Below are 23,853 nucleotides of genomic sequence, written 5' to 3'. Positions count from 1 at the left end.
ATCGTGCAAACCCGTCATCGCCTCAGGATTTCGGATCTTTTCGATCTGAAAGACACAGAGTCTGCCCGCTCGGAGATGCGGCAGTTTCTGCTTGCGATGGCGGGTTTTGCGTTCATCCTTGCCGCGCTTGGCACAGGCAGCGTCGGCACCGATGCATTCGCCAAGGATATCATTCTGGTGTTTTGCGGCGCATGGTGCGCCAACCAGCTGATCCGCGGCCCCGAGATTTTCAAAAGCCAGGTCATCTGCGTGTTGCAGGCCTATTTCATCGGCATTCTGTGCTGCTCGATCCTGCTGTTCATCGTCGGCTGGATGGTGTTCCTGCCGGAAGAATACACCAACCTGGGTCATTCGCTGCTGCTCGCCGCGACCTTCTCGACCAACCTCGGGCTGGCCCTGTTTCCGGTTGAATCGGGTTTGCGGTTCGACGGGCTGTTCGACCACCTGTGGATCCCAGCGCTGATCGGCCAATGTTGCGCGATCCTCGGCTTTCTGTACTGGAACTTTTATCACAACCAGTTCCGATTATTGACGGCACTCTGCCTGTTGGCCGGTGCGTCTTTGCTATTGTCGCTGTGGGACAGCCAAATCATTCAGATCCTCCCGTTCGGGGGACTTTGGGCGTTTCTGTTCGGGGCCATTCCCTTCATCGCAACCAACCGGTTTCCGATCCTGAAATACGCCATCCTGATCGGCGTGATCAATTTGCTGGCGGGCATCCTGTCGATCACGGCGGCCGGCGACACGCTGATGTCCCGCGCGCTTGTGGCGTCCGGTTTGGCGTTTCTCTATCTCGGAAGCCGCCCGCGCAATCTTGCACCCGAGATGTCGGCACAACGGCGACGCTGGTTCGGCATGGCGCTGCACACCTTTCTCTGGGCCGTTCCGCTGACGAAACTCAACACCGCGCTCAGCATCACGGAGCAAACACAGTCCGACTTCCTGATCCTGATCATTCCCTGCCTGCTTTTCGCGATTTTCTCGTGGACAGTCTGGCAACATTTCGAAGAGCGGATGGGAACGAATCAGTTTGTCATCAGCGCGGTGCTGGCCATCGTGCTTTTTGTGAACGGCGTGGTCGGGATGGCGACACAGGGGCTTCAGATCCGTTTTCCGGAAAGCGCCCAAGCCTACATCCACGCTCTGGACAACGCAGACCCGGCCTTCGACTGCCCAATGGTCAGCGAGGGGCCATTGGCAGGACTCCGGGTTTGTCGGCTTGGCCCGGACGGACCGCCAAGGGTTCTTGTCTGGGGCGATCATCAACTCGACGCGATCCGGTCCGGTTTCGCCGAGGCAGCGCGCCGCGCACAGGTTCCGACGATCCTGATCGCGAAACCAAACTGCGTGCCGCTGGACGGTCTCCAAACACGCTTCGCGACGGCGCAAGAAATCTCGGGACGCGATTGCGACCAACACTCGGCCCAAGTGCTTCAAGCCATTCCGCATCTGCGGAGCATCCGCCAGGTCACGCTGGTGGGGGATTGGACGTATTACACCGACACAAAGGGCGTCGAGCTGTTCCCGCGTTCGGCGGTTCGTCTGGGGCCGATGGACGGAACCCCGATCGATGTCACACGTCAGGCGGACTACGTGGCAAGCGCCGCAGAACGCACGATGAATATCCTGGCAGAGCAGGGTCTGCGGGTCTCGGTCCTCCGGCAGGTTCCGGCCCAGCCGCATTTCGATGCCGAGATGGCCGCCCGGTCGAGCGTGCCGGGTGCGGGATTGTATATGGGAATGCCCGCCCTCTCGGACACCGTGACGATTGAGGCCGCCGCGCAAAGGAATGCCAGGGTCGACGATATGTTTCGCCGCTTGGCCGCAACGGGTCGCATGACCTATGTCGACACGTGGGGCGCCTACTGCTCGCAAACGCGTTGTGACGCGCGCGGTGGGCTTTCGAGCGATTACATCACCTCGACGCTGCTCAGCCCGAGCGGCGCACTTGCACTTGCTCCGATCCTCGAAAACGATCTGAAACGATCACAAAGCCACGTTCCGCTGCGGCGCGAACCAGAAACCTGATCAGGCGGCTTCCGAAGCCATCAGTTCCTTCCACCGATGGCAGGACACGTCATGCCCCGTCCCGTCGGATTCAAGCTGCGGCTCCACCCGCTTGCAATGGTCGATGGCAAAGGGACAGCGCGTGTGGAATTTGCATCCCGACGGCTGATTGGTCGGCGAGGGAATCTCACCGGTCAACTTCTGCGCACTTCCCCGATCGTCCGGATCAAGCGACGGAATGGCTGAAAACAACGCCTTCGTGTAGGGATGCCTCGGCGCCGCGAACAACTTGCGCGTCGGCGCGGTTTCCACCAGCCGGCCCAGATACATGACCGCCACATGATCGCAGGTATGCGCCACCACTGACAGGTCATGGCTGATGAACATGAAGGTCAGCCCCATGTCCGATTGGATCTGCTTGAGAAGGTTCAGCACATCCGCCTGGATCGACACGTCGAGCGCCGCCACGCTTTCGTCTGCCACGATGAACTTGGGTGCCGATACCAGCGCGCGCGCGATGGAAATACGCTGCCGCTGACCGCCGGAAAAGGCGTGCGGAAAGCGGCGGAGATGTTCGAGGTTCAACCGGCATTTCGCCGCGATCTCGCGCACGCGGGCGTCGGTTTCCTGACGGTTCTTCGTCAGTCCCATCACTTCGAGCGGTTCCGCGATGATGTCACGCACCGTCATGCGCGGGCTGAGCGCGGCGTAGGGATCCTGAAAGATCAACTGCGCCCGTTTGCGATAATCCTTGAGCTGGTCGCGCGTGATCCGTTCGAGATCATAATCAACCTCGCCATCGCTGTAATGCGCTCCACCTCCGGTAATCGGTGCCGCCTTGAGCAACGCGCGCCCCAACGTTGTCTTGCCGGAACCGCTTTCCCCAACGAGGCCGAAAAAGGACCCCTTTTCGATATCGAGGGACACGTTGTCGACCGCCTTCAAAATCTGCTTGCCGAAAAGCCCTCCGCCAATGGGAAATCCGACCGACAGACCCTTTGCCCGGATCAGAACATCACTCATGCGAGCACCTCGTCGTAGATATGGCAGGCCACCTTGTGCGTCGCGTCGATCTGCCGGTCCTTCGGATCGACCCGCTTGCAGATATCGCCGACCACCTTGCTGCACCGCGTGTGGAACACACAGCCCGAGGGCCGTTCCAACGGTGATGGGATGTCCCCCGGCACCGGGGTCAGGGGCGCATCGAGATCGTCAAGCTTGGGCAGTGCCGCCAGCAGACCCTGCGTGTAGGGATGCTTGGGATTGCGGATCACCTCGCGCACCGGGCCTTCTTCGACCATGCGGCCAAGATACATCACGTTCACCTTGTCGGCGGTTTGCGCAACGACGCCCAGGTCGTGGGTGATGAACACGATCCCCATATGAAACTCGGCCACGAGGTCTTTCATCAGGTCGATCACCTGCGCCTGGATCGTCACGTCAAGTGCCGTGGTCGGTTCGTCCGCGATCAGCAGCTTCGGCTGGGTCGACAAGGCCATCGCGATCATCGCGCGCTGGCGCATCCCGCCGGACAGCTCGAACGCGTATTGGTCAAACCTCTTGTCAGCATCCGATATCCCGACCCGGTCGAGCATCTCGATGGACCAGCGTTTCGCCTGATCCTTGGTGTAGTCTCCGTGCAACTGGAGTTGTTCGACCATCTGCTTGCCGATGGTGATCGCGGGTGCGAAGCTTGCCATTGGTTCCTGAAAGATCATGGACACCGCGCCGCCCCGGACGATGTTCAAGTCGCGCGGTGTCTTGAGCGACAGAACATCCACCGGGCCCTTGTCGGTGTGCAGGGTGATCCGACTTTCCGGGCTGTAGACCGCATTGCGCGCATTCAGGTGCATCAGCGCCTTCGCAGTCACCGATTTGCCCGAGCCGCTTTCCCCGACCAGCCCCATCACCTCGCCCCGGTTAAGCGAAAAGCTCACGTTGTCGACGGCCGTAATCAGCCCTTCATCGGTGCGAAATTGCAGCGTCAGGTTTTCTACGTCGATCAGGGCCGTCATTTGTTATTGTCCGAATAGGGGTCTGCCGCGTCGCGCAGGCCATCGCCCACGAATACGAAGGCCATCACCAGTGCGATGAAGAAGATCACCGGGATGAAGTACCATTGATAGTTGAGTAGCACGTCCGCGCTGGTCACGTTCTGAAGCATCACGCCAAGGCTGTTTACCGGGTCCTTGAGGCCAAGTCCGATAAAGGACAGCGCGGTTTCCGACAGCACCATGTAGGGAAACGAGATCACCAGATCGACAATGATGTAGCTGGTGAAGCTGGGCAACAGATGCCGCCGGATCACGTGCCCCGAGGAAGCCCCGCAGAGCTGCGCCGCCAGCACATATTCCTGATTGCGCTCGGTCAATAGATGCGTGCGCACGCGCCGCGCCAAGGTGGGCCAACCGATCAGGCCAAGGATCAGCGAGATGTAGAAGAACCGTTCCTCGGCCGATAATTCAGGTGGCATGAAGGCCGCCACCGCCATGAAGAGCGGGATGGCGGGCACCGTTCGCACCGCGTCGGTGATCATCTGCAAGACAGAGTCGATCCACCCACCGTAATAGCCGGACACACCGCCGATCACCAAGGCAAGGACAAAGGCGATCAACACGCCGATTGTCCCCACCTGCAATGATGTCCAGATGGCGTGGAACGTGCGAGAGAAGATGTCCTTGCCGCTGGCATCCGTGCCGAAGACATGCACGAACCCGTCCTGCGTGCCGAACAAATGCGTGTCCATCGGGATGAAACCGAAGAGCTTGTACTCCCACCCCTCGGCGAAGAAATAGATGTAGTTCCGTTCATCCTCGTTGACGGTTGTCACCCAGCGGAAATTCGTTGCCATCGACCGTTCGCGTTCGACGGCGTGCACGAACGGGCGCAACGAGCAGCCATTCACATCGCAGAACATCGGGATCTGCGGCGCGCCGTTGGTATAGTCATCGTTTTTGCCCGCAATCGTCGGATTATAGGGCGACAGGAAGGGTGCGAAGATCCCGGTGAAGATCAGGAAGGCCAGAACACAGGCCGCGACCATCGCGGCGCGTTGCTTCTTGAAGCGTGCCCAGATCAACTGGCCCTGTGAGGCGGTGAAATACGCCTCTTTCGACCGGCGTTCTACCGCGGCGTCGGTCTCGACGACCTGCACATGCGGGCCGGTGGTTTCGGCGAGGTTCGGCTTGAGGGGATCGGGTGTCGTCGTCATGGCGTCACCTCACGATGCTCTTGCGGACGCGCGGATCGAGCACCGCCAGCAAGACGTCCGTCAGGAAGTTGAGCGTCACGATGGACGCGGTCAGAAGAAAGATGATCGCGCCTGCAAGCTGCTGGTCATTGGACCGTGCCAGCGCCTCGATCAACAGCGCGCCCGCTTCGGTCAGCGTCAGGATCAGCGCGACGATGGGCAATTCGTTGAAGATACGGTTGAGGTCAAAACCAAGGCTGTTGACGATCGGCCCAAGCGCATGGCGCGCGGGGTAATTCCACAAAAGCTTGCGCCCGTGCACCCCCCGTGCCGATGCGGCAGTGACATACAGCTTGCCTATCTCGTCCGACATCAAGGCCCGTACCGTCTGCAAGGCAAAGGCGGTGGCCGACCAGCCGAGGATGAAAATGGGCAACCACGCGTTGCTCAGCAGGTCCATCACCCTGCCCCAACTCCAATCCGCATCGCGGTATTCGGCCGAGAACAGACCGGTCAGCGTGTCCCCGAAATACACGGTCGAGAACAGCATGATCATCAGCGCCAGCAGGAAGTTGGGCAGCGCCAGACCCAGATAGCTGAACAGGCGCAGCGAGTTGTTCAGAATAGCGTTGTCCGACGCGGCAGCGATGATCCCCACGGGAAGCGCGATCGAATAGGCCAGCATCAGCGAAGCGAGGCAAAGACCGAGCGAGATCCAGAACTTGTCTCCCAGAAGCTGCGCGATATTCACGCGCAGGATGCAACTGTCGCCGAATTCGCCCTGGAAAGCCCCGACGATCCATTTGCCCCAGCGTTCCAGGAAGGGCCGGTCTAGGCCCAGGCGGACGCGCTCGTTTTCGATATCGGCGGCCGAAATTCCCGACCCTTGGGTGTTCTTGAAGGCCAGATACCGCTCTGCGCAATCGCCCGGCACCAGCTCCATCAGCGAAAACACCACGAGCGAAACGATGATCAGCGTGATCATCGCCAGAATAGCGCGTGTCGCCACAAATCGCGCGAAGTTCAGCATGAAGGGTGCCCCTGCAAGGTGACTGCGTCTCCGGTGGACCCGGATTGTTCGTCAAGCCACGTTCATTCCCTGTCGTGCTGCGGGCAGGAGTTCCTGCCCGCAGCGCTTTCGTGTCGGATTACTCCTCCAGCCACCACTGCGTGGCGCGGTACGGGTAGGTCCGGTAGTACTCGTAGGACCACGTCTTGAAGTCGGTGAAGTTCTTGAGGTTGTTGCTCGCGTAGATTGGCTCCGGAGCTTTCACCGTTCCGATCATGACCATGTTGCCGACGAAATTCTCGACCAGACCAGCGCCCAGTTCGTTCGCCTCGTCCGATCCCGGAGTGGCCGACTGGAAGGCGGTGATATCGTCCGCCAGCTTCTTGGCCCATTCCGGCGGCTCTACGCCCGATGCGCCATCGGTATCCAGCCATTCACCCCACAACATCCCAGTCCGGTGCTCGAAATAGGTGCCGAACGGCGGACGGAAGAAGGTGTTGAGGCCCAGATGGATCGCCAGCGGCGCACCGTATTGCCACAACCCGACGTCCAGTTTGTTCGAGGATTGCGCCGAACGATATTCGTCGGGCGTCACCTCTTTCACCTGCGTCTGCACACCGACATCGGCCCAATTCTGACCCACCAGCTCCACGACGCTTCCGGCGATGCCTTGGGTCGAGAATTGCATGTTGAGCGTGATCGCATCGCCATTGGGCAATTCGCGGAACCCGTCACCGTCGGTGTCGACCATGCCGATTTCGTCCAGCAGAGCGCGGGCGGTGTCGGGATCGTACTCCGCCTTGTAGCTCGACCATTTCGGATCGACGAAATTGGGCGCCGGGTTGAACGGCGCGACCTGACCGGGTTCGCCCTGTCCGAAATAGGCGATCTCGTTCAGCTCATCCCGGTTGATCGCGATCGACATCGCTTCGCGGAAGCGGATGTCGTTGAACAGCTCGCGCTTGGCCTCGTCTTCGGATGTGAAGTTGAAGCTGAAGGCGGGCATGCTCACGGTCGGGGCAAGCTGGACCGAGTAGTTGCCCTTTTCCTGGTTTTCGAGCAGCAGTGGCGCGGATTCCAATCGGACGGACTGCGATTTGTAGTCCACCTCGCCGTTCACCAGTTTCAGGATGCGGACTTCGTTGTCGTTGATGTAAAGCTCATCCTGCGTCGAGATATACGGAAGCTGTTGGCCCGTAGGATCGACCTGGTGGAAATAGGGGTTCGCCACCAGCTTCCGACCCTCGGTCGTGTCCTGGATGTAGATATGCGACTCCAGTGTCGGAACCGTCGCCTTAGGCAACCCATCGACAATGTCGGACCGCGACAGCATCGGCGTTGGCGTGTCGGTCCAGTCGGAATTGCCGTAATACGCCAGGATTGCGTCATAGCCATTCTCGAACCCCAGAGACTGCGCGTAGCTGTCTGCATCAGGATTGATGTCGGGATGGAATTGCCCAAGGAAATGCTTGGGCTGGAAGCCTTGCGCATAAGACGTCGCGAAATGCGCCAGAAGCCCGGGCTTGGGCGCAGGCAGGTTGAAGATCACCGTCACATCATCCGGCGTTTCGACCGTCATGGTCTCGCCACCCACGGTCACGTAGTCGCGCGGCTGTTCGTAGATGTTGGTGTCCATCATCAGGTTGTCATGCCAGAACGCCACATCGGCGCTGGTGAAGGGCGCACCATCCGACCACTTGTGACCTTCGCGCAGTGTAAAGGTCAGCTGCGTGTAATCGTCGTTCCACTCCCACGACTTCGCAATATTGGGAACGATGGTCTGAAGATCATCCGAATACCGCACGAGGTTGACGTGACGCACCGACAGGAAGTCCGATGTGCCGGCTTCGGTCGCGTTCGACAGGACGTTCAGTTCGCCACCATATTGGCCGACGCTCTCATATGGCACCACGACCAGTGGCTCTGCCGGGATACGTTCGGCAAGCGGCGGGAGCTCCGGGTTGCCCTTGATCTGCGCGTTCAGCGCGTCGATCTCGGGGTTGGCGGCAAACTCCATCGTACATCCGGCAGCTTCCTGAAACGTGCTCAGTTCGTATTGCTGCGGATAGTCTCCGGGGGCGATACCCTGCATGTCGGCGAGCGTGATTGCCGGGCAGTTGGCATAGGCCGCTGCCGGCAGGGCAATCATGGCCACGCCTGATAGAAGAAGTCGTTTCATTTTATCTCCTGTTGGTTCCAAGTGGTGATGGGGGCTGTTCCCCCTTTTTGTCCCGGTACAGTGACTGTCCGGTCATTTCGGGTGTCCAATGATGTCGCGCGGTCCGAACGGCAGAAGAGGTCGCGCGATGGACAGAATTCTAGCGTGGCATCTCCTTCGTGTTGTCAGCCCGCAGCGGAACAGCCGCAGCCTGTATCACTGGCAACCTTAACAGAACCGTGACAGCGCTTTGGGTCATGAAGCCACCTTCACGCCGTCCCCGGTGATCAGGGTCCTCGAGAACGTCCCATCGGTGTTAACCATTCGATGGCAAAGCAATTCCTGCATCAAATCAAGCATTGTCTGCATATGTGCCGGATTTTTAGCCAGATTTCGGGTCTCACTGCCTTCCGATACATCCATAAGGATAGGCGGCAGCCCCCCGGCGAACTGAACGAATCGCAGGTTGTCCCTGCGCAACACCGCCAGATTCGCGGCATCTACGGACAGGCCGTGATCGGTCTGCCAAAGGGTCGGCCTGATCGGATCGCCGAAATCCAGCTCGGATACGGTTGCCTGCCGCCAGTCATGCGGGGTCGTGTCATTCAGAAACGGCTTCAGGCTGCGCCCGTCCATCGAATGCGGTGCGTCGATCCCGTGGCAGGCAAGGATCGTCGGCGTCACGTCAATGGATTCCGTCGGCGCGGTGACAACGGTGCCGCGCGCGCTGCTCTTCGGGTCTCGGACGATCAGCGGAACGTGGAAGGCCGCATCTTGGAAGGTCATCTTACCCCACAGACCGTAATCGCCCAGCATCTCTCCATGATCCGCGGTCAGGACGATCAGAGTATTCTCGTACTGCCCGGTCTCCTTCAGCCACGCGATCACGCGCCCGATATGATGATCCACCTCTGTGGCCAGCCCGAAATACAGCTTTCGGATCATGCGCGTGGTGGCCTCGGACGCCTCAAGATCAGGGAAGCCGATCACGGTGGACGCAACGCTGCTCTTGCGCCGGGCCGTTTCGACAAAGGGGTGCCAGTCAGGATCGGACGCTTGGCGCGCCGCTGGCATGTCCGCGTCCGCATACATCGTGTTGTAGGGCGCCGGGGCCACGAAGGGCGGGTGCGGCCGGATATAGGTCAGCAACGCACACCATCCTTGCGGCCGATCGGCCAGATCCTCGATACAGCGATCCGTCAGGAAGGCCGTATCGCTGTGCTCTGCCGCATATAGCGCGGGGGCGTCGGGTGTGTCGCCAACCGACCGGTACATCTCGGGATAGGGCGGCACGTCATATCCGTGGTCCCGCAGGTGGGATTCCCATGCGGTTGAATCCTCCTCCAGCCGCATCCTGACGACTTCGGTGAATCCAGGCGCGAGTTCTTCGTAGGAAAACAGGCGGGGATCGTCCGGGGGCAGGAACCGTGGATCGTGGGACGTATCCGTGTACCCGAACAGCAGCGGATCGTAGCCCTGCGCCCGCAGGACGGTGGCAAGGTTCGGCGTGTCACGCTTGAGCGGCGTCCCGTTGCGCCGCGCCCCGTGGTTCGACGCATATTGCGCGGTCAACAGGGACACGCGCGACGGGCCACAAGGCGACGTCACCGAATAGTGGTTCACAAACGACACGGCGTCGTCGGCCAATCCACGCATGTTGGGAAGATCAAGATGTGCCGCAAGCGCCCCGAACACGCAATCCGCGCGCAGCTGGTCGATCACGATGAACAATGTATTCAGCTTGGTTTCCGTCACGGCACTTCCCAGGATTGGGTCGATCATGCCAAGCATCCGCCATATGTAAAGACAGGTGAATTATATATCACCATAGGTAAAACCTATGGGTCGCGCCAGTTACTGTTTGCGACCAAGGGTGCGATGCACCGCTTTGACGAACCCCCGGATCAAGGGAACGTCCCGACGCGCCGACAGCGTGACAAGCGATTCCGACATGCCGATGTCGATGTCCTGAAATGGGATCGTCCTGAGCCGTTGATCATGCCCGAATTCGGCTTCGCTGATAAAGCCGATGCCCGCACCCGACGCCACCACCTCGCGCATCGCCTCGCGCCCCTCGACCTCGATCACGGGCGTCAGGCTCAGCTTCAATCGCGCCGCCTCTTCCTCGACCTGCGCGCGGGTGCGCGAGCCGTCTTCCCGAAAGATCAGCGGATACCGCGCAAGGTCCCGGAATGCGATCCAGCGCGTGCTGGCGGGTAGATAATCCTTGGCGACCAGCGCCAGGATGGGCGTGCGCCCAAGGTCGATGCTGTCAATGTCGGGGGCAGAGATGGTATTGCCCACAACGCCGATTTCCGCCTCGTAGTTGCGCAACCGTCGCAGCAGGTCTTCGGTGTTGCCGGTGCGGATGGTGACAAAGACATCCGGGTTCGCCTCGCGAAAGCGTTGCACCGCATCGGTGATGTGCATGGCGGAATCCGCCATGATGCGCAGATGCCCCGACAGCCCGGCGCGATTTTCGTCGAACAGCGCGCCGATCCGTTCCTCGACTTCGAACATCTCGCTGGTCAGGCGAAACAACGCCTCTCCAGCTTCCGTCATGCGCACTTGCCGGGCTTCGCGGGTGAACAGAAGGATATCGTGCCGCTGCTCGAGCTGCCGAACCTGATCCGACACCGACGGCTGCGAGATATTGAGCGCCCGCGCTGCACGGGAAAACCCGCCATGCAGGGCAACATGGTGAAACGCACGGAGCTGGCTGTAGCGCATCGGGCCTCCGACATGGTGGATTGCTATAGGCGTACCCTATCAATCAATAGAAAACAAAGATTTTACATATGCCCGCGCGGTCCACATATCGGATCGGGAACAGCCTTGGATCCGCATCATGCCAGCCACACCATTGCCTGCCCCCGAACTTGGCGAACCCTATCTGCTCACCCCCGGCCCGCTGACCACCGCCTACGCGGTCAAACAGGCGATGCTGCGCGACTGGGGCAGCTGGGACGACGATTTCCGCGCCATGACTCGCGACCTGCGCCGCCGATTGCTGGCACTCATCGGCAATGGCGCGGACGACTACGATTGCGTGCCGATCCAAGGCTCGGGAAGCTATTGCGTCGAGGCCATGCTGGGGTCGTTTGTGCCCCGCGATGGCAAAGTTCTGGTGCTGGCAAACGGCGCCTACGGGCTACGCGCGGCGCAGACGCTGGACTATCTGGGGCGCGCCTGTCACCTGCTGGACAAGGGTGATTACCTGCCGCCACGCGGCGATGAGGTGGCGCAAATCCTCGCGAACGATCCCACGATCACCCACGTGCTTGCGATCCATTGCGAAACCTCAAGCGGCATCCTCAACCCGGTCGAGGAAATCGCTGAGGCGACACAGGCTGCCGGGCGCAAATTGCTGATCGACAGCATGTCCGCCTTCGGTGCGCTGCCGCTTGATCCGGTAAAGCTCAACTGCGCCGCCTTCGTGTCCTCGGCCAACAAATGTATCGAGGGCGTGCCGGGCTTCGGCTTCGTCATCGCCCGCAAGGACGAGATCGAAGCGTCTAAGGGCAATTCCCATTCCCTGTCACTCGATGTGTACGCGCAATGGGCGACGATGGAAAAGACCGGCCAGTGGCGTTTTACCCCACCAACCCACGTGGTCGCCGCCTTCCTCAAGGCGCTTGACCTGCACGAGGCCGAAGGCGGTGTTCCCGCCCGTGGCGCGCGCTATACCAACAACCGCGATGTGATGGTGCAGGGGATGCGCGACCTGGGCTTTGAGACACTCTTGGCCGACCGCTGGCTCAGCCCGATCATCGTGACCTTCTTCTGCCCCGCCGATCCGAACTTTACCTTCCAGGGCTTCTATGACGCTATGAAGAAACGCGGGTTCATCATCTATCCCGGCAAGCTGACCGTCGTGGAGTCGTTCCGTATTGGCGTTATCGGCCAGATGGATGACCACGTGATGCGCCGCGTGGTGGACGCCGCCCGCGACGCGCTGCAAGACATGAACGTGACAGATGCGGCACCCCCCGCCGCCGCTTTGGAAGAACGCAAGAAACTCGCCGCCTGAAGGAAGAGATATGCCCATAACGAAAGACGTGGTCGCCAACGACCGCACCTACCCAGCGCCCAAGACCTGTGCGATTGCGATCTGCCTTGATGGCTGCGAGCCGGAATACCTGGAAGTGGCGATTGCCGAAGGCCTGATGCCGACGCTCAAGCGCATCCGCGAAACGGGGACCGACCGTCTGGCCCATTCGGTGATCCCGTCCTTCACCAACCCCAACAACATGAGCATCGCGACGGGCCGCCCGCCGTCAGTGCACGGCATTTGCGGCAACTTCCTCTACGAGCCGGAAACCGGCGAAGAAGTCATGATGAACGACGTGCGCTTCCTTCGCGCGCCGACCGTGTTCTCCAAGTTCTACGAGGCCGGCGCGCGGGTCGCCGTCGTCACCGCGAAAGACAAGCTGCGCGCGCTTCTCGGCGCGGGCCTGAAGTTCGACGAGGACCGCGCGATTGCCTTTTCGTCCGAGCGCTCCGGCGACACCACCAAGGCCGAACACGGGATCGACAAGGCGTCCGACTGGCTCGGGATGCCGGTGCCGGAGGTTTATAGCGCGGACCTGTCAGAGTTCGTCTTCGCCGCCGGTGTGAAGCTGCTCAAGGAGTGGAAACCGGACGTGATGTACCTCTCCACGACCGACTACATCCAGCACAAGTTCGCGCCGGATGACCAGGGCGCAAAAGACTTCTACGCCATGTTCGACCGCTACCTGAAAGAGCTGGACGACATGGGCGCGGCCATTGTCGTGACCGCAGACCACGGCATGAAACCCAAGCATGACGCCAACGGCGACCCGGCGGTGATCTATGTGCAGGATCTGCTGGACGAGTGGTTGGACGAAGCCGCCGCGCGGGTGATCCTGCCGATCACCGATCCCTATGTCGTGCATCACGGTGCGCTTGGGTCTTTTGCCACCGCTTACCTGCCCTCTGGGGCCGATCAAGCGGACATCATCGCGCGCCTGCGTGCGCTTCCAGAGATGCTCGAAGTGGTGGACAAGGCGACTGCGGTTCAGAAATACGAACTGCCCGCCGACCGGATCGGCGACATCGTCATGATCTCGACCGAGAACATGACCATCGGCACGTCGGCCCACCGCCACGACCTAGCCGCGCTGAAAGAACCTCTGCGGTCGCACGGCGGGCTGACCGAACAGGAGGTCCCGTTCATCGTGAATCGCAAGATCGACCTGCCGAACGCGCCGGAGTTGCGCAACTTCGATGCGTTCTTCTACGCCACCACTGCCGCTGCTTTGGAAGAGGTCGACGCATGACAGACATCCGTCACGACCAGATGCGCATCGGCGGCGAAAAGGTGGACACCAAGGACCGCCTCGAAGTCCGCTACCCCTACACCGACGAGGTGATCGGCACCGTTCCGATGGGCACCGCCGAACACGCCCGCCGCGCGTTCGAGATCGCGGCGAACTACCAGCCGAAACTCACCCGCTACGAACGCAGCCAGATTCTGCAACGCGCAGGCGAGTTGATCGGCGAAAAGCGCGACTACCTCGCCAAATGGCTGGTGCTGGAACTGGGCATCTGCCACCAGCACGCCATCTACGAGACCAAGCGCGCACAGGATGTCTTTCAATTCGCCGCTGCCGAGGCGCTCAAGGATGATGGTGAGATTTTCTCCTGCGACCTCACCCACAACGGCAAGGCACGCAAGATCTTCACGATGCGCGAACCCCTCCGCGCCATCAGCGCGATCACCCCGTTCAACCACCCGCTGAACATGGTCAGCCACAAGATCGCACCGTCGATTGCGACCAACAACTGCATGGTGTGCAAGCCGACGGAACTGACGCCGCTGACCGCTTTGACGCTGGCCGATATCCTCTACGAGACGGGTCTGCCGCCTGAGATGTTTCAGGTCGTCACCGGAATGCCTGCCGACATCGGTGACGAGATGGTGACGAACGAAAACATCGACATCATCACCTTCACCGGCGGTGTGCCCGTGGGCAAGATGATCGCGGGCAAAGCAGGCTACAAACGCACTGCGCTCGAACTTGGCGGGAACGATCCGCTGATCGTCTGCAACGATCTGAGTTACGCCGATCTGGAAAAGGCGGCCACCATCGCGGTCGCCGGGGCCACGGGCAATTCCGGTCAACGGTGTACAGCGATCAAGCGCATCCTCGTTCAGGAAAGCGTGGCCGACCGGTTCGTGCCGCTGGTGGTCGAGAAGGCCAAGAAGATCAAATTCGGCGATCCGCAAGACCCGGCGACAGAGCTTGGCTGCGTGATCCATGCGAAGGCCGCCGAACTCTTCGAGAAGCGCGTCTACATGGCCGCCGATCAGGGCGCGAAGGTGCTTTACGATCCGGGCCGCAAAGGCGCGCTTTTGCCCCCTATCGTTGTGGATCATGTGCCGCATGACAGCGAACTGGTGATGGAGGAAACCTTCGGCCCGATCATTCCCATCGTCCGCGTCCCTGACGACGACGCCGAGGTGATGCGCATCTCGAACAGCACCGATTTCGGCCTGTCCTCGGGCGTCTGCACGAACGACCTGAACCGTGCGATTGCCTATATCAACGGGTTGAATGTCGGCACCTGCAACATCTGGGAACAACCCGGCTACCGGATCGAGATGTCCCCCTTCGGCGGCATCAAGGACAGCGGCAACGGCGTGAAGGAAGGCGTGATCGAGGCGATGAAGTTCTTTACCAACGTCAAGACCTACTCCCTGCCTTGGCCGGGATGAGGCACGTCGCAAGCGCGGCACTGGCTCCGCTGAAGCGACCCAAGGCGCAGGCGTGACCCTTCCAGTCCTCGCGATCGTTCTGAGCGCAGCGCTGCTGCACGCGCTCTGGAACGCACTGGTCAAGGCATCCGGAGACCGGGCGATCACGCTTGGGCTGGTGGCAACCGGGCATTGTTTGCCGGCCATTCTTCTCCTGCCCTTCGTGCCCGCCCCACTTGCCGCTGCATTCCCCTTCATCATCGCATCGACGGTCATCCACTGGGGCTACTATTATTTCCTCGACATCTCATACCGCTTTGGCGACCTGTCCCTGATCTACCCCATCGCCCGAGGCACGGCGCCGGTCATGGTGGCGCTGGGCGCGACGATCTGGGCGGATGAATACCTGTCGCTCTGGGCCTGGATCGGTATTCTGACCGTGTCCGCAGGCATCATGATCCTTGCCGCCGTGCGCCACGCGGACAAGCGCGGGATCGTCGCGGCGCTGATCAATTCCGCGATCATTGCGGCTTATTCCGTGGTTGACGGGATCGGCATTCGCGTGTCAGGCGCACCCATCGGATATGTCGTCTGGCTCTTCGCCGCCGAGATCTTTGTCGCGGTCTTTGTCATCGGCTCACGCTTCGGTCGCGCCCGGTCGATCAGCACAAAGGCCCTTGCACTCGGGCTGGCGGGTGGTGTTATCTCGGGCGTTGCCTACGGGCTGGCGCTTTTCGCCAAAACTCTGGCGCCCATCGGGATCGTGTCCGCGATCCGGGAAACCTCGGTCATCTTCGCGGCGTTGATCGGAGTGATCTGGCTTCGCGAAGGCCCGGCCAACCGCCGCCTTCTGGCTGCCGCCATCGTCGCCTGCGGGATCATGATCCTCGCCTTGTCCTGAAACACTTGAACACACATGCAAATCCTACTTTTCCTTCTCCATCTTTCCGGCGCTGTCCTGCTGCTGCTCTTTGCCGTGCGCATGGTGCGCACCGGGATCGAACGCGCCTTCGGGCCAAGCCTGCATCGCGCGATGAACCGCAAACGCGGGCCGGTCACGATGATGGCGTCGGGGTTGATCATGGCGATGGTGCTGCAAAGCTCGGCGGCGGTGACGCTTTTGGTGGCGGGGTTCGCGGGAAGCGGCGGCATGGCGTTTGCCCCCGGCCTCGCGATGGTTCTCGGAGGCGACCTGGGCTCTGCCCTTTTGATCATGCTGCTGTCCTTCCCGCTGGAAGAAGTTGTGCCGTTCCTGCTGGCCACGGGAGGCCTGCTGTTCCTCAAGTCCCAGACCCGGAACTGGAAACAGGTGGGGCGCATCCTCGTCGGTATCGCCCTCATCCTGATCGCGCTGCGATATCTGCGCGAAGCGGTCGAACCCGTGCGCGACAGCGCAATCCTGCCTGCGCTCGCGGGCTATTTCGAACGCGATTTTGTCACTGCCTTCATCACCGGCGCCGCGCTCGCCTTTGTCATGCACAGCTCGGTCGCCACGATCCTGATGACCGTCGCGGTGGTCGCCATCGGTGCGCTTCCCTTGGCCGCCGGAGTATCGCTTGTGCTTGGGGCCAACCTGGGATCAGCTGTGATCCCGGTCTGGCTGACCCGCCGCGCCGATCCGGTGGTGCGGCGGATTCCATTGGCCAACCTCATCCTGCGTGGGCTGGCCGCGCTGGTGGCGGCGACGGCGATCAACAGTTTCGGATTGCCCGACGCGCTCTCCGATCTGGGCAACGCCGCGACGCTGGTTGCCGTGCATATCGGGTTCAACACGCTTATCCTCACCCTGATCGTCTTCGCCAGGCCTTTGCAATCGGCGTTACTGCGCTTCTTGCCCGACGCACCTGCGGCCCTGATCGCGAAACCGTTGCACAAATCGCATCTCGATCCGGGCACGACCGACACGCCCGTGCGCGCCCTTGCCTGTTTGCGGCGCGAGGTCATTCGCATGACCGATGTTCTTTCCGAAATGCTGGTGCCGGTGATGGACCTGTACCAGAGCTATGATCACAAGCAGGCGAATGCGCTGGTTGCCGAAGACGACGTGCTCAACGCGGCCCTGCACGACATCCGGCTGTTTGCCGCTGAACTTCCGCACCACGCGATGCAGAAATCGGAAAAACGCGAGCTGCGCGCGCTTGTGGATTACGCCATCGCCATCGAAGCGGCCGGCGATCTTCTGGTCAGACGCCTGATCCCCTTGGCGCAGGAAAAGTCCGACAATCACCTGTCCTTTTCGGATGCCGGGTTCAAGGAGCTGTCAGGCCTCTACAAACGCCTGTGCCAGAACCTCGAAACCGCCTCCAGCGTGCTGGTCAGCAACGATCTTGTCGGCGCGCGACAGTTGCTCGAGGAAAAGGCCGAGATGGCGCGGCTCGAACGCAAGACCCGCAAGGAGCATCTCAAGCGGTTGAGCGCGGGCGTGCCCGAAAGTTTCGCCTCCAGCGATGTGCATATCGAAACCGCCTACACGCTCAAGGAAATGCATTCCTGGATCGTGACCGTTGCCCACCCGATCCTTCTGCGCGAGGGGCAGTTGCTCGACAGTCGGCTTGCCGATGACGGTCAACCCGAACCGTCACGTTGATTTCCGAAAGATCCGGGTCGACCGGAACATCTCTTCCAAAGCCTCGATCCGCTCCTGCGCGGTGTCGGATACCCGCGTCTGTACCTCGGCGATCAGGGCCTCGATCACGAGGTTGATCGCAAGCGTCGAATCCCAGCTTGACGGGACTTCGATCATCGCGTTCACCACGTGATCCGCCAGCCGCGCAATGGGCGACCCCCATTGATCGGTGAAAAGAACGATCTCGGCATCGCGCTCCTTGGCAAGCTCGGCCAATCGTTCAAGATCGCGCTCGTAGCGGCGGATATCGAACAGGATCAGGACCGACGCGCGATCCATGTCGAGGATGTATTGCGGCCAGACATTCGGCGACGCGCCTAGCAAGGTCACGGACGGGCGGATGATCTGAAGGTGGTTGTAGAAATAATCCGCGTTCGACCGCGTGATGCGCCCGCCCGACAGGTAGACCGGCCTTTGCCGATCCGCCAGAACCGCAGCAATCGCATCGAGCGTTCCCGGCTCCAGCCGGTCGATGGTGCGGCTGAGGTTGTCGAACACCGCTTCGGCAAACGCCTTGAACGCCGCCGACATCGGCTTTGCGTCGCCCCACCCGTCGCGTTTGGAAATCGGCGTCTTGAACTGCGCCGAGGCTTCGTCGCGCATCGCCGCCTGCAATTCGGGGAAACCGTCGAAGCCCAGCTTGCGCGCAAGGCGGATGACCGTCGGAGTCGACACGCCCGCAGCCTCGGCGATGCGGGTGATGGATTGCAGCCCGCCCACGGGATAATCGCGCATCAGAACGCTCGACAATTGCCGTTCCGCCGGGGTCAGTCCCCCGGCGTGATCGTGCAGCCTGTCCTTGACCGAAAGCGGTTTTCCCATGGGCTGATGCCTTATGTAGCAATCGCTACATCCTCCCCGATCTTGGTACAATAATCAACGAAATTGTCTTGACAGGTCTCGGACGCCCAACCCTAATGACAAGCGTGGAAACTGTTTCAAATCATACGATTCTGACCGCGGGCGAAGGCCCGGCTGCCGAGGTTATCAACCCGCGCGGCGCCGCCCCTATCTGCCTTGTTTGCGAACATGCCAGCGCCTTCATTCCCGCCGCTCTCGACAATCTTGGCGTCGCGCCGGATCAACGGCACAGCCATGCCGCATGGGATATCGGCGGGCGTGATCTGGCCGTGGCGCTGTCCAAATCCCTTGACGCGCCGCTGGTGGCCTCGCGGGTGTCCCGACTGGTCTATGACTGCAACCGCCCGCCCAGCGCCCCCGACGCGATCCCCGCCAAATCCGAGGTGGTCGAGGTTCCGGGCAATGCCGATCTGAGCACAACGGACCGCGCCGCGCGGGTGGCCGAAATCTACGAACCGTTTCGCGCGCTCCTGACCGCGACACTCGATGCCTTCCAGACGCCGCCGGTTCTTGTCACGATCCATTCCTTCACGCCGATCTGGTTCGGTCAACCGCGCAAAGTGGCGCTTGGCCTGCTGCACGACAGCGATGATACGCTGGCAAAGGCGATGCTGGCGACCGCGCCGGACGGACTCGATACACGGCTCAACGCGCCCTACTCCGTCACCGACGGGGTGACACACACCCTGCGCGAACACGCCATCCCGCGCGGCCTGCCGAACGTGATGATCGAAGTCCGCAACGACCTGATCTCGGACCCGGCAGGTGTCGCCCGGTTCGACAGGATCCTCGGACAGATGCTCACCAGTGCCCTTCAAACTCAGGTGGCCTCATGACCCGGGTGCTGAAGGCCTATGTCGGCCTCATCGACCCGTTCAACCGGATGATCGGACGGATCGTGATGTACGGCATCTTCGTGATGATGGGCATCCTGCTATGGTCGACCGTGTCCAAGGCGTTCCTGCTGCCGTCGCTCTGGACGCTGGAAATGGCGCAGTTTGCGATGGTGGCCTACTACATCCTCGGCGGTCCGTATTCGATCCAGATGGGCTCGAACGTGCGGATGGACCTGATCTACGGAGAGATGTCGGACCGCCGCAAGGCGATGATCGACGCGGTGACGGTGGTGTTTCTCCTCGTCTATCTTGGCTTCCTGCTTTACGGCGGCATCGCCTCGACCGCCTATTCGCTGGGCTATTTCGGGTCCGAACCCATCGGCTTCTTCGCGGGCCTCGCCACCGGCTCCGAAGAGCTTGGCTTCCTCGAACGCAGCCCGACCGCGTGGCGCCCCTACCTCTGGCCGATCAAGGTCATCATGGTCATCGGCATTTTCCTGATGCTGCTGCAAGTGCTGGCGGAACTGGCCAAGGACATCCTGCGCCTTCAGGGTCATGACATGGGAGCCAAGATCTGATGCCGTATGAGTTGATTGCGGCGCTCATGTTCTCGACCATGATGCTGATGCTGCTGACCGGGCAACGCGTGTTCGGCGCCATCGGGTTCGTCGCGGTCGTCGCGGCGTTCTTCCTCTGGGGCGACCGGGGTGGGTACGACCTTGGCTTCTCGGCGGCGATGAAGCTGATGAAATGGTATCCGCTGCTGACGCTGCCGATGTTCATCTTCATGGGCTACGTCCTGTCCGAAAGCCGGATCGCGGACGATCTTTACAAGATGTTCCACGTCTGGATGGGCGGCCTGTCCGGGGGTCTTGCGGTGGGCACCATCGGGCTGATGGTTCTGATCTCGGCCATGAACGGGCTCAGCGTGGCAGGCATGGCCATCGGCGCGACCATCGCGCTGCCGGAACTGCTCAGGCGCGGGTATGACAAACGTATGGTCACGGGGGTGATCCAGGCGGGATCGTCGCTGGGCATCCTCGTGCCGCCCTCGGTGGTGCTCGTCCTCTACGCCATGATTGCACGTCAGCCGGTCGGTCAATTGTGGCTGGCAGGGGTGATCCCGGGGCTCATGATGGCAACGATGTTCATTCTCTACATCACCATCCGCTGCAAACTGAACCCGGCCCTAGGCCCTGTCCTTCCCGCCGAGGAACGCGACATCCCGCGCGCCGAAAAACTGCGTCTCTTGCGCGCCGGGCTTCTGCCGCTGGCGATCTTCTTCATCATGATGGTCCCCTTCGTGAACGGCTGGACATCGCTCGTCGAAAGCTCTGCCATCGGCGCGCTGGCCGCCTTCGGCGCGGCGGTCCTCAAGGGCCGCATGACGAAAGAGGTTTTCGAAAACTCGGTCCGTCAGACCCTTGGCATCACCTGCATGTTCATGTGGATCATCCTCGCTGCACTCGCCTTCGGCGCGGTCTTCGACGGGCTGGGCGCGGTCAAGGCGATCGAGTCGCTCTTCACCGAAAAGATGGGCCTGAACCCGTGGATGATCCTGATCCTGATGCAGCTCAGCTTCATCATCATGGGCACGTTTCTGGACGACACCGCGATGCTGGTGATCGTGGCGCCCCTTTACGTGCCGCTCGTGGGCGCGCTTGGCTTCGACCTGATCTGGTATGGTATCCTCTACACCATCACGACTCAGATCGCCTATATGACGCCGCCCTTCGGCTATAATCTTTTCCTCATGCGCGCGATGGCGCCGCCGGAAATCAGCCTGCGCGACATCTATGTGTCGATCATTCCCTTCGTTCTGGTGATGGTCGGAGCGCTCGCCATCATCATGATCTTCCCGCAGATCGCCCTTTGGCTGCCGGAATACATCTACGACAAGTAACCACAACCAAGACTCCGGGAACGGAGCGCAGAAACCAAAACCAACTGAGAGGACATCACATGACCACCAGACGTAAGTTTCTCAAAACCGCAGGGATCGCCGGCGTCGGCTCCCTTGCCGCGCCCGCCGTTGTCAAAGCGCAGGACGCGATCACCTGGCGCTTCCAGACCTATGCCGGCGCCGCCTTGGGTGAGCACGTGACCAAGCCGGTCATCGACTACATCAACGCCAATTCGAATGGTGAGCTTCAGGTCGAGCTGTTCTACGCCGACCAGATCGTCCCGACAGGTGAGCTGTTCCAGGCGCTCCAGCGCGGCACCATCGACGGCGTGCATTCCGACGACGACTCGATGGCCTCGCCCACGCCGCTGCGGCAGTTCGGCGGCTACTTCCCCTTCGCGACCAAGCACATCCTCGACGTGCCAGTTCTGTTCAACCAGTACGGCCTCGCCGAGATCTGGGACGAAGAATACGCCAAGGTCGGCGTCAAATGGCTGTCCGCCGCGGGTCAGGACCCCTGCAACTTCAACACCACGAAGGAAATCACGTCTGTCGCTGACCTTGATGGCCTGCGCCTCTACACCTTCCCGACCGCCGGGCGCTTCCTGTCGCAGTTCGGCGTCGTGCCGGTCAGCATCCCCTACGAAGACGCCGAAGTCGCGGTGCAGACGGGCGAATTGGACGGCATGGCGTGGTCCGGCATCACCGAGGATTACACCGTCGGCTGGGCGGATGTGACCGATTACTTCCTGACCAACAACATCTCCGGCGCATGGATCGGCTCGTGGTTCGTCAACCAGGAACGCTGGGCGGAACTCCCCGATCACCTGAAATCGGTCGTCATGGCGGCGACCGAAGCGGGCCACACCTATCGCAACCAGTGGTACTGGGGCGGCGAAGCGGCCTTGCGCGCGAACGGCGAAAAGCTCGCCCTGCGTCAGGTGCCCGCCTCCGAATGGGCCGAGGTCGAGAACGCGGCCAAGGAGTTCTGGAACGAAGTTGCGCAGGAAGGCGAAGTGCACCAGAAGGTCATCGACATCTTCCGCGAATACAACGCCGTCATCAACCAGGCGGGCGTGCCGTACAATTTCGAATAAGCGAAACGCCCCCCGGTTCTGCGGGGGCGTTTTCTACGAAGAAAACGGCCAACTCCTTTGAAAGGAGTTGGCCGCCCAGACCTAAGAGGCCGAGATGAATTTAGACGATCTGCAAGCCAAAGCCGAAACCGGCGACATCGACACCGTTCTGGTCTGCATGGTCGACATGCAGGGCCGCCTGATGGGCAAGCGGTTCACCGTCTCGAACTTCATTGAGTCCGCGTGGAAAGAGACCCATTGCTGCAACTACCTGCTGGCCACCGATCTCGAGATGAACACGCCTGACGGCTACAAATCGACAAGCTGGGCGGCAGGCTATGGCGATTACGTCATCAAGCCCGACATGGACACGCTCCGCCCGGTGCCGTGGCTCGACGGCACGGCGATGGTGCTGTGCGATGTGCTGGATCACCACACCCATGACCCGATCCCGCATTCGCCACGGCAGATCCTCAAGAAGCAGATCGCCCGCCTGACCGAGATGGGCCTGACGCCCATGATGGCGACCGAGCTGGAGTTTTTCCTGTTCGAGAAAAGCTACGACGCGCTGCGCAAGGGCGGCTATCGCAAGCTGACCCCGATCAGCGGCTATAACGAGGATTACAACATCCTCCAGACCACCCGCGAAGAGCACGTGATGCGCCCGATCCGCAACCACCTCGTTGCCGCCGGTGTGCCGGTCGAGAACTCCAAGGGCGAGGCCGAGACCGGGCAGGAAGAGCTCAATATCCGTTACGCCGATGCACTGGGCTGCTGTGACAACCACACCATCGCCAAGCACGCGGTCAAGGAAATCGCCCATATGCAGGGCCATGCCGCGACCTTCATGCCCAAGTGGCGCGCGGACAAGGTGGGCAGCGCCGCGCATGTGCACCAGTCGCTATTCAAGGGCGACACCAACGTGTTCTACGATGCCGATGATCGCCTGAGCATGTCCGGCACAATGAAATCCTACGTCGCGGGCCTCATCAAATACGCGCCCGACATGACGGTGTTCCTTGCTCCTTATGTCAACAGCTACAAACGCTTCCTGCCCGGCACCTTTGCCCCCACCAAGATCGCATGGTCGGTGGACAACCGCACCGCAGGCTATCGCCTTGTCGGCGACGGCACAAAGGGCGTGCGGATCGAATGCCGCATCCCCGGCAGCGACATTAACCCCTACCTCGCCTGCGCCGCGCAGCTTGCCGCCGGCATCGCCGGGATGGAGGAAGGGCTGTCGCTCGGTGATCCGGTCTCGGGCGACGTCTACCACATGACCGACATCCCCGAGATCCCGCACACCCTGCTCAAGGCCACGGACGCGCTGCGCAATTCGGACATGCTGCGCAAGGCCATGGGCGACGACGTGATCGACCACTACACCCGCTGCGCCGAGGTCGAGCAGGAGATGTTCGACGCGGCCGTGACCGACTGGGAAATCAAGCGCGGATTTGAAAGAGCCTGAC

Annotated in this window: 19 protein-coding genes; 11 read left to right on the top strand and 8 right to left on the bottom strand. The window is 61.2% G+C overall.

What is annotated here, in order from left to right:
- Positions 1-75: 75 nt before the first annotated feature.
- The gene (locus Q1B16_RS09335; RefSeq protein WP_299786988.1) at positions 76-2,028 is read left to right on the top strand and encodes an SGNH hydrolase domain-containing protein; all 1,953 of its coding nucleotides are present in this window, start codon (positions 76-78) and stop codon (positions 2,026-2,028) included.
- Here the strand turns inward: Q1B16_RS09335 and Q1B16_RS09330 are convergent, their stop codons facing one another.
- The 7 genes from Q1B16_RS09330 to Q1B16_RS09300 all read right to left on the bottom strand — a co-directional run bounded on the left by Q1B16_RS09330 (position 2,029) and on the right by Q1B16_RS09300 (position 11,094).
- Positions 2,029-3,030 (bottom strand): oligopeptide/dipeptide ABC transporter ATP-binding protein, encoded by a 1,002-nt coding sequence (locus Q1B16_RS09330; protein WP_299786984.1) that lies wholly within the window; start codon positions 3,028-3,030, stop codon positions 2,029-2,031. It abuts the gene before it with no gap.
- Complete coding sequence (locus Q1B16_RS09325) at positions 3,027-4,022, bottom strand: ABC transporter ATP-binding protein (RefSeq protein ID WP_299786979.1); 996 nt, start codon at positions 4,020-4,022, stop codon at positions 3,027-3,029. The genes Q1B16_RS09330 and Q1B16_RS09325 overlap by 4 nt, the downstream gene beginning before the upstream one ends.
- Entirely contained in the window at positions 4,019-5,218 is a 1,200-nt protein-coding gene (locus Q1B16_RS09320) for an ABC transporter permease (RefSeq protein ID WP_299786976.1), read from the bottom strand. The genes Q1B16_RS09325 and Q1B16_RS09320 overlap by 4 nt, the downstream gene beginning before the upstream one ends.
- A gap of 4 nt (positions 5,219-5,222) precedes the next feature.
- Positions 5,223-6,227, bottom strand: coding sequence for an ABC transporter permease (locus Q1B16_RS09315; protein WP_299786973.1), 1,005 nt, complete (start codon positions 6,225-6,227; stop codon positions 5,223-5,225).
- A gap of 118 nt (positions 6,228-6,345) precedes the next feature.
- Positions 6,346-8,385: an ABC transporter substrate-binding protein gene (locus tag Q1B16_RS09310; protein WP_299786970.1), complete on the bottom strand. Its 2,040-nt coding sequence runs from the start codon at positions 8,383-8,385 to the stop codon at positions 6,346-6,348.
- Positions 8,386-8,619: 234 nt separating this feature from the next.
- Positions 8,620-10,146, bottom strand: a complete 1,527-nt coding sequence (locus tag Q1B16_RS09305; RefSeq protein ID WP_299786967.1) for a sulfatase-like hydrolase/transferase — start codon at positions 10,144-10,146, stop codon at positions 8,620-8,622.
- 72 nt (positions 10,147-10,218) lie between these two features.
- Entirely contained in the window at positions 10,219-11,094 is an 876-nt protein-coding gene (locus tag Q1B16_RS09300) for a LysR substrate-binding domain-containing protein (RefSeq protein ID WP_299786964.1), read from the bottom strand.
- Between the two features lie 118 nt (positions 11,095-11,212).
- Here Q1B16_RS09300 and Q1B16_RS09295 point away from each other — a divergent pair, with 118 nt between their 5' ends.
- The 5 genes from Q1B16_RS09295 to Q1B16_RS09275 are packed head-to-tail and all read left to right on the top strand — an operon-like array spanning position 11,213 to position 17,669.
- A complete protein-coding gene (locus Q1B16_RS09295; protein WP_299786961.1) occupies positions 11,213-12,394 on the top strand; it encodes a 2-aminoethylphosphonate--pyruvate transaminase in 1,182 nt (393 codons plus the stop codon).
- Between the two features lie 10 nt (positions 12,395-12,404).
- The gene (phnA, locus tag Q1B16_RS09290; protein ID WP_299786958.1) at positions 12,405-13,664 is read left to right on the top strand and encodes a phosphonoacetate hydrolase; all 1,260 of its coding nucleotides are present in this window, start codon (positions 12,405-12,407) and stop codon (positions 13,662-13,664) included.
- Positions 13,661-15,103, top strand: a complete 1,443-nt coding sequence (gene phnY / locus Q1B16_RS09285; RefSeq protein ID WP_299786955.1) for a phosphonoacetaldehyde dehydrogenase — start codon at positions 13,661-13,663, stop codon at positions 15,101-15,103. Before phnA ends, phnY begins: the two co-directional genes overlap by 4 nt.
- A gap of 52 nt (positions 15,104-15,155) precedes the next feature.
- Entirely contained in the window at positions 15,156-15,983 is an 828-nt protein-coding gene (locus tag Q1B16_RS09280) for a DMT family transporter (RefSeq protein WP_299786952.1), read from the top strand.
- 15 nt (positions 15,984-15,998) lie between these two features.
- Positions 15,999-17,669, top strand: coding sequence for a Na/Pi cotransporter family protein (locus Q1B16_RS09275; RefSeq protein WP_299786949.1), 1,671 nt, complete (start codon positions 15,999-16,001; stop codon positions 17,667-17,669).
- Here the strand turns inward: Q1B16_RS09275 and Q1B16_RS09270 are convergent.
- Entirely contained in the window at positions 17,661-18,530 is an 870-nt protein-coding gene (locus Q1B16_RS09270) for a MurR/RpiR family transcriptional regulator (protein ID WP_299786946.1), read from the bottom strand. The two genes, Q1B16_RS09275 and Q1B16_RS09270, sit on opposite strands and share 9 nt — an antisense overlap.
- A gap of 104 nt (positions 18,531-18,634) precedes the next feature.
- Here Q1B16_RS09270 and Q1B16_RS09265 point away from each other — a divergent pair, with 104 nt between their 5' ends.
- The 5 genes from Q1B16_RS09265 to Q1B16_RS09245 all read left to right on the top strand — a co-directional run bounded on the left by Q1B16_RS09265 (position 18,635) and on the right by Q1B16_RS09245 (position 23,852).
- Entirely contained in the window at positions 18,635-19,405 is a 771-nt protein-coding gene (locus tag Q1B16_RS09265; RefSeq protein ID WP_299786943.1) for an N-formylglutamate amidohydrolase, read from the top strand.
- The gene (locus Q1B16_RS09260; RefSeq protein ID WP_299786940.1) at positions 19,402-19,983 is read left to right on the top strand and encodes a TRAP transporter small permease subunit; all 582 of its coding nucleotides are present in this window, start codon (positions 19,402-19,404) and stop codon (positions 19,981-19,983) included. Before Q1B16_RS09265 ends, Q1B16_RS09260 begins: the two co-directional genes overlap by 4 nt.
- On the top strand, positions 19,983-21,308 hold the full coding sequence (locus tag Q1B16_RS09255) for a TRAP transporter large permease subunit (protein WP_299786937.1): 1,326 nt from the start codon (positions 19,983-19,985) through the stop codon (positions 21,306-21,308). The genes Q1B16_RS09260 and Q1B16_RS09255 overlap by 1 nt, the downstream gene beginning before the upstream one ends.
- 59 nt (positions 21,309-21,367) lie before the next feature.
- Positions 21,368-22,405 carry a TRAP transporter substrate-binding protein gene (locus Q1B16_RS09250; RefSeq protein WP_299786934.1) on the top strand — a complete coding sequence of 346 codons (1,038 nt, stop codon included), beginning with the start codon at positions 21,368-21,370 and terminating at the stop codon, positions 22,403-22,405.
- Positions 22,406-22,499: 94 nt separating this feature from the next.
- Positions 22,500-23,852 carry a glutamine synthetase family protein gene (locus Q1B16_RS09245; RefSeq protein ID WP_299786931.1) on the top strand — a complete coding sequence of 451 codons (1,353 nt, stop codon included), beginning with the start codon at positions 22,500-22,502 and terminating at the stop codon, positions 23,850-23,852.
- Position 23,853 lies beyond the last annotated feature (1 nt).

The organism is uncultured Marivita sp. (assembly GCF_947488135.1).
GTDB lineage: Bacteria > Pseudomonadota > Alphaproteobacteria > Rhodobacterales > Rhodobacteraceae > Marivita.
Note: the sequence above shows the minus strand (reverse complement) of the source record. Positions and strands in the feature narration are given on the sequence as shown.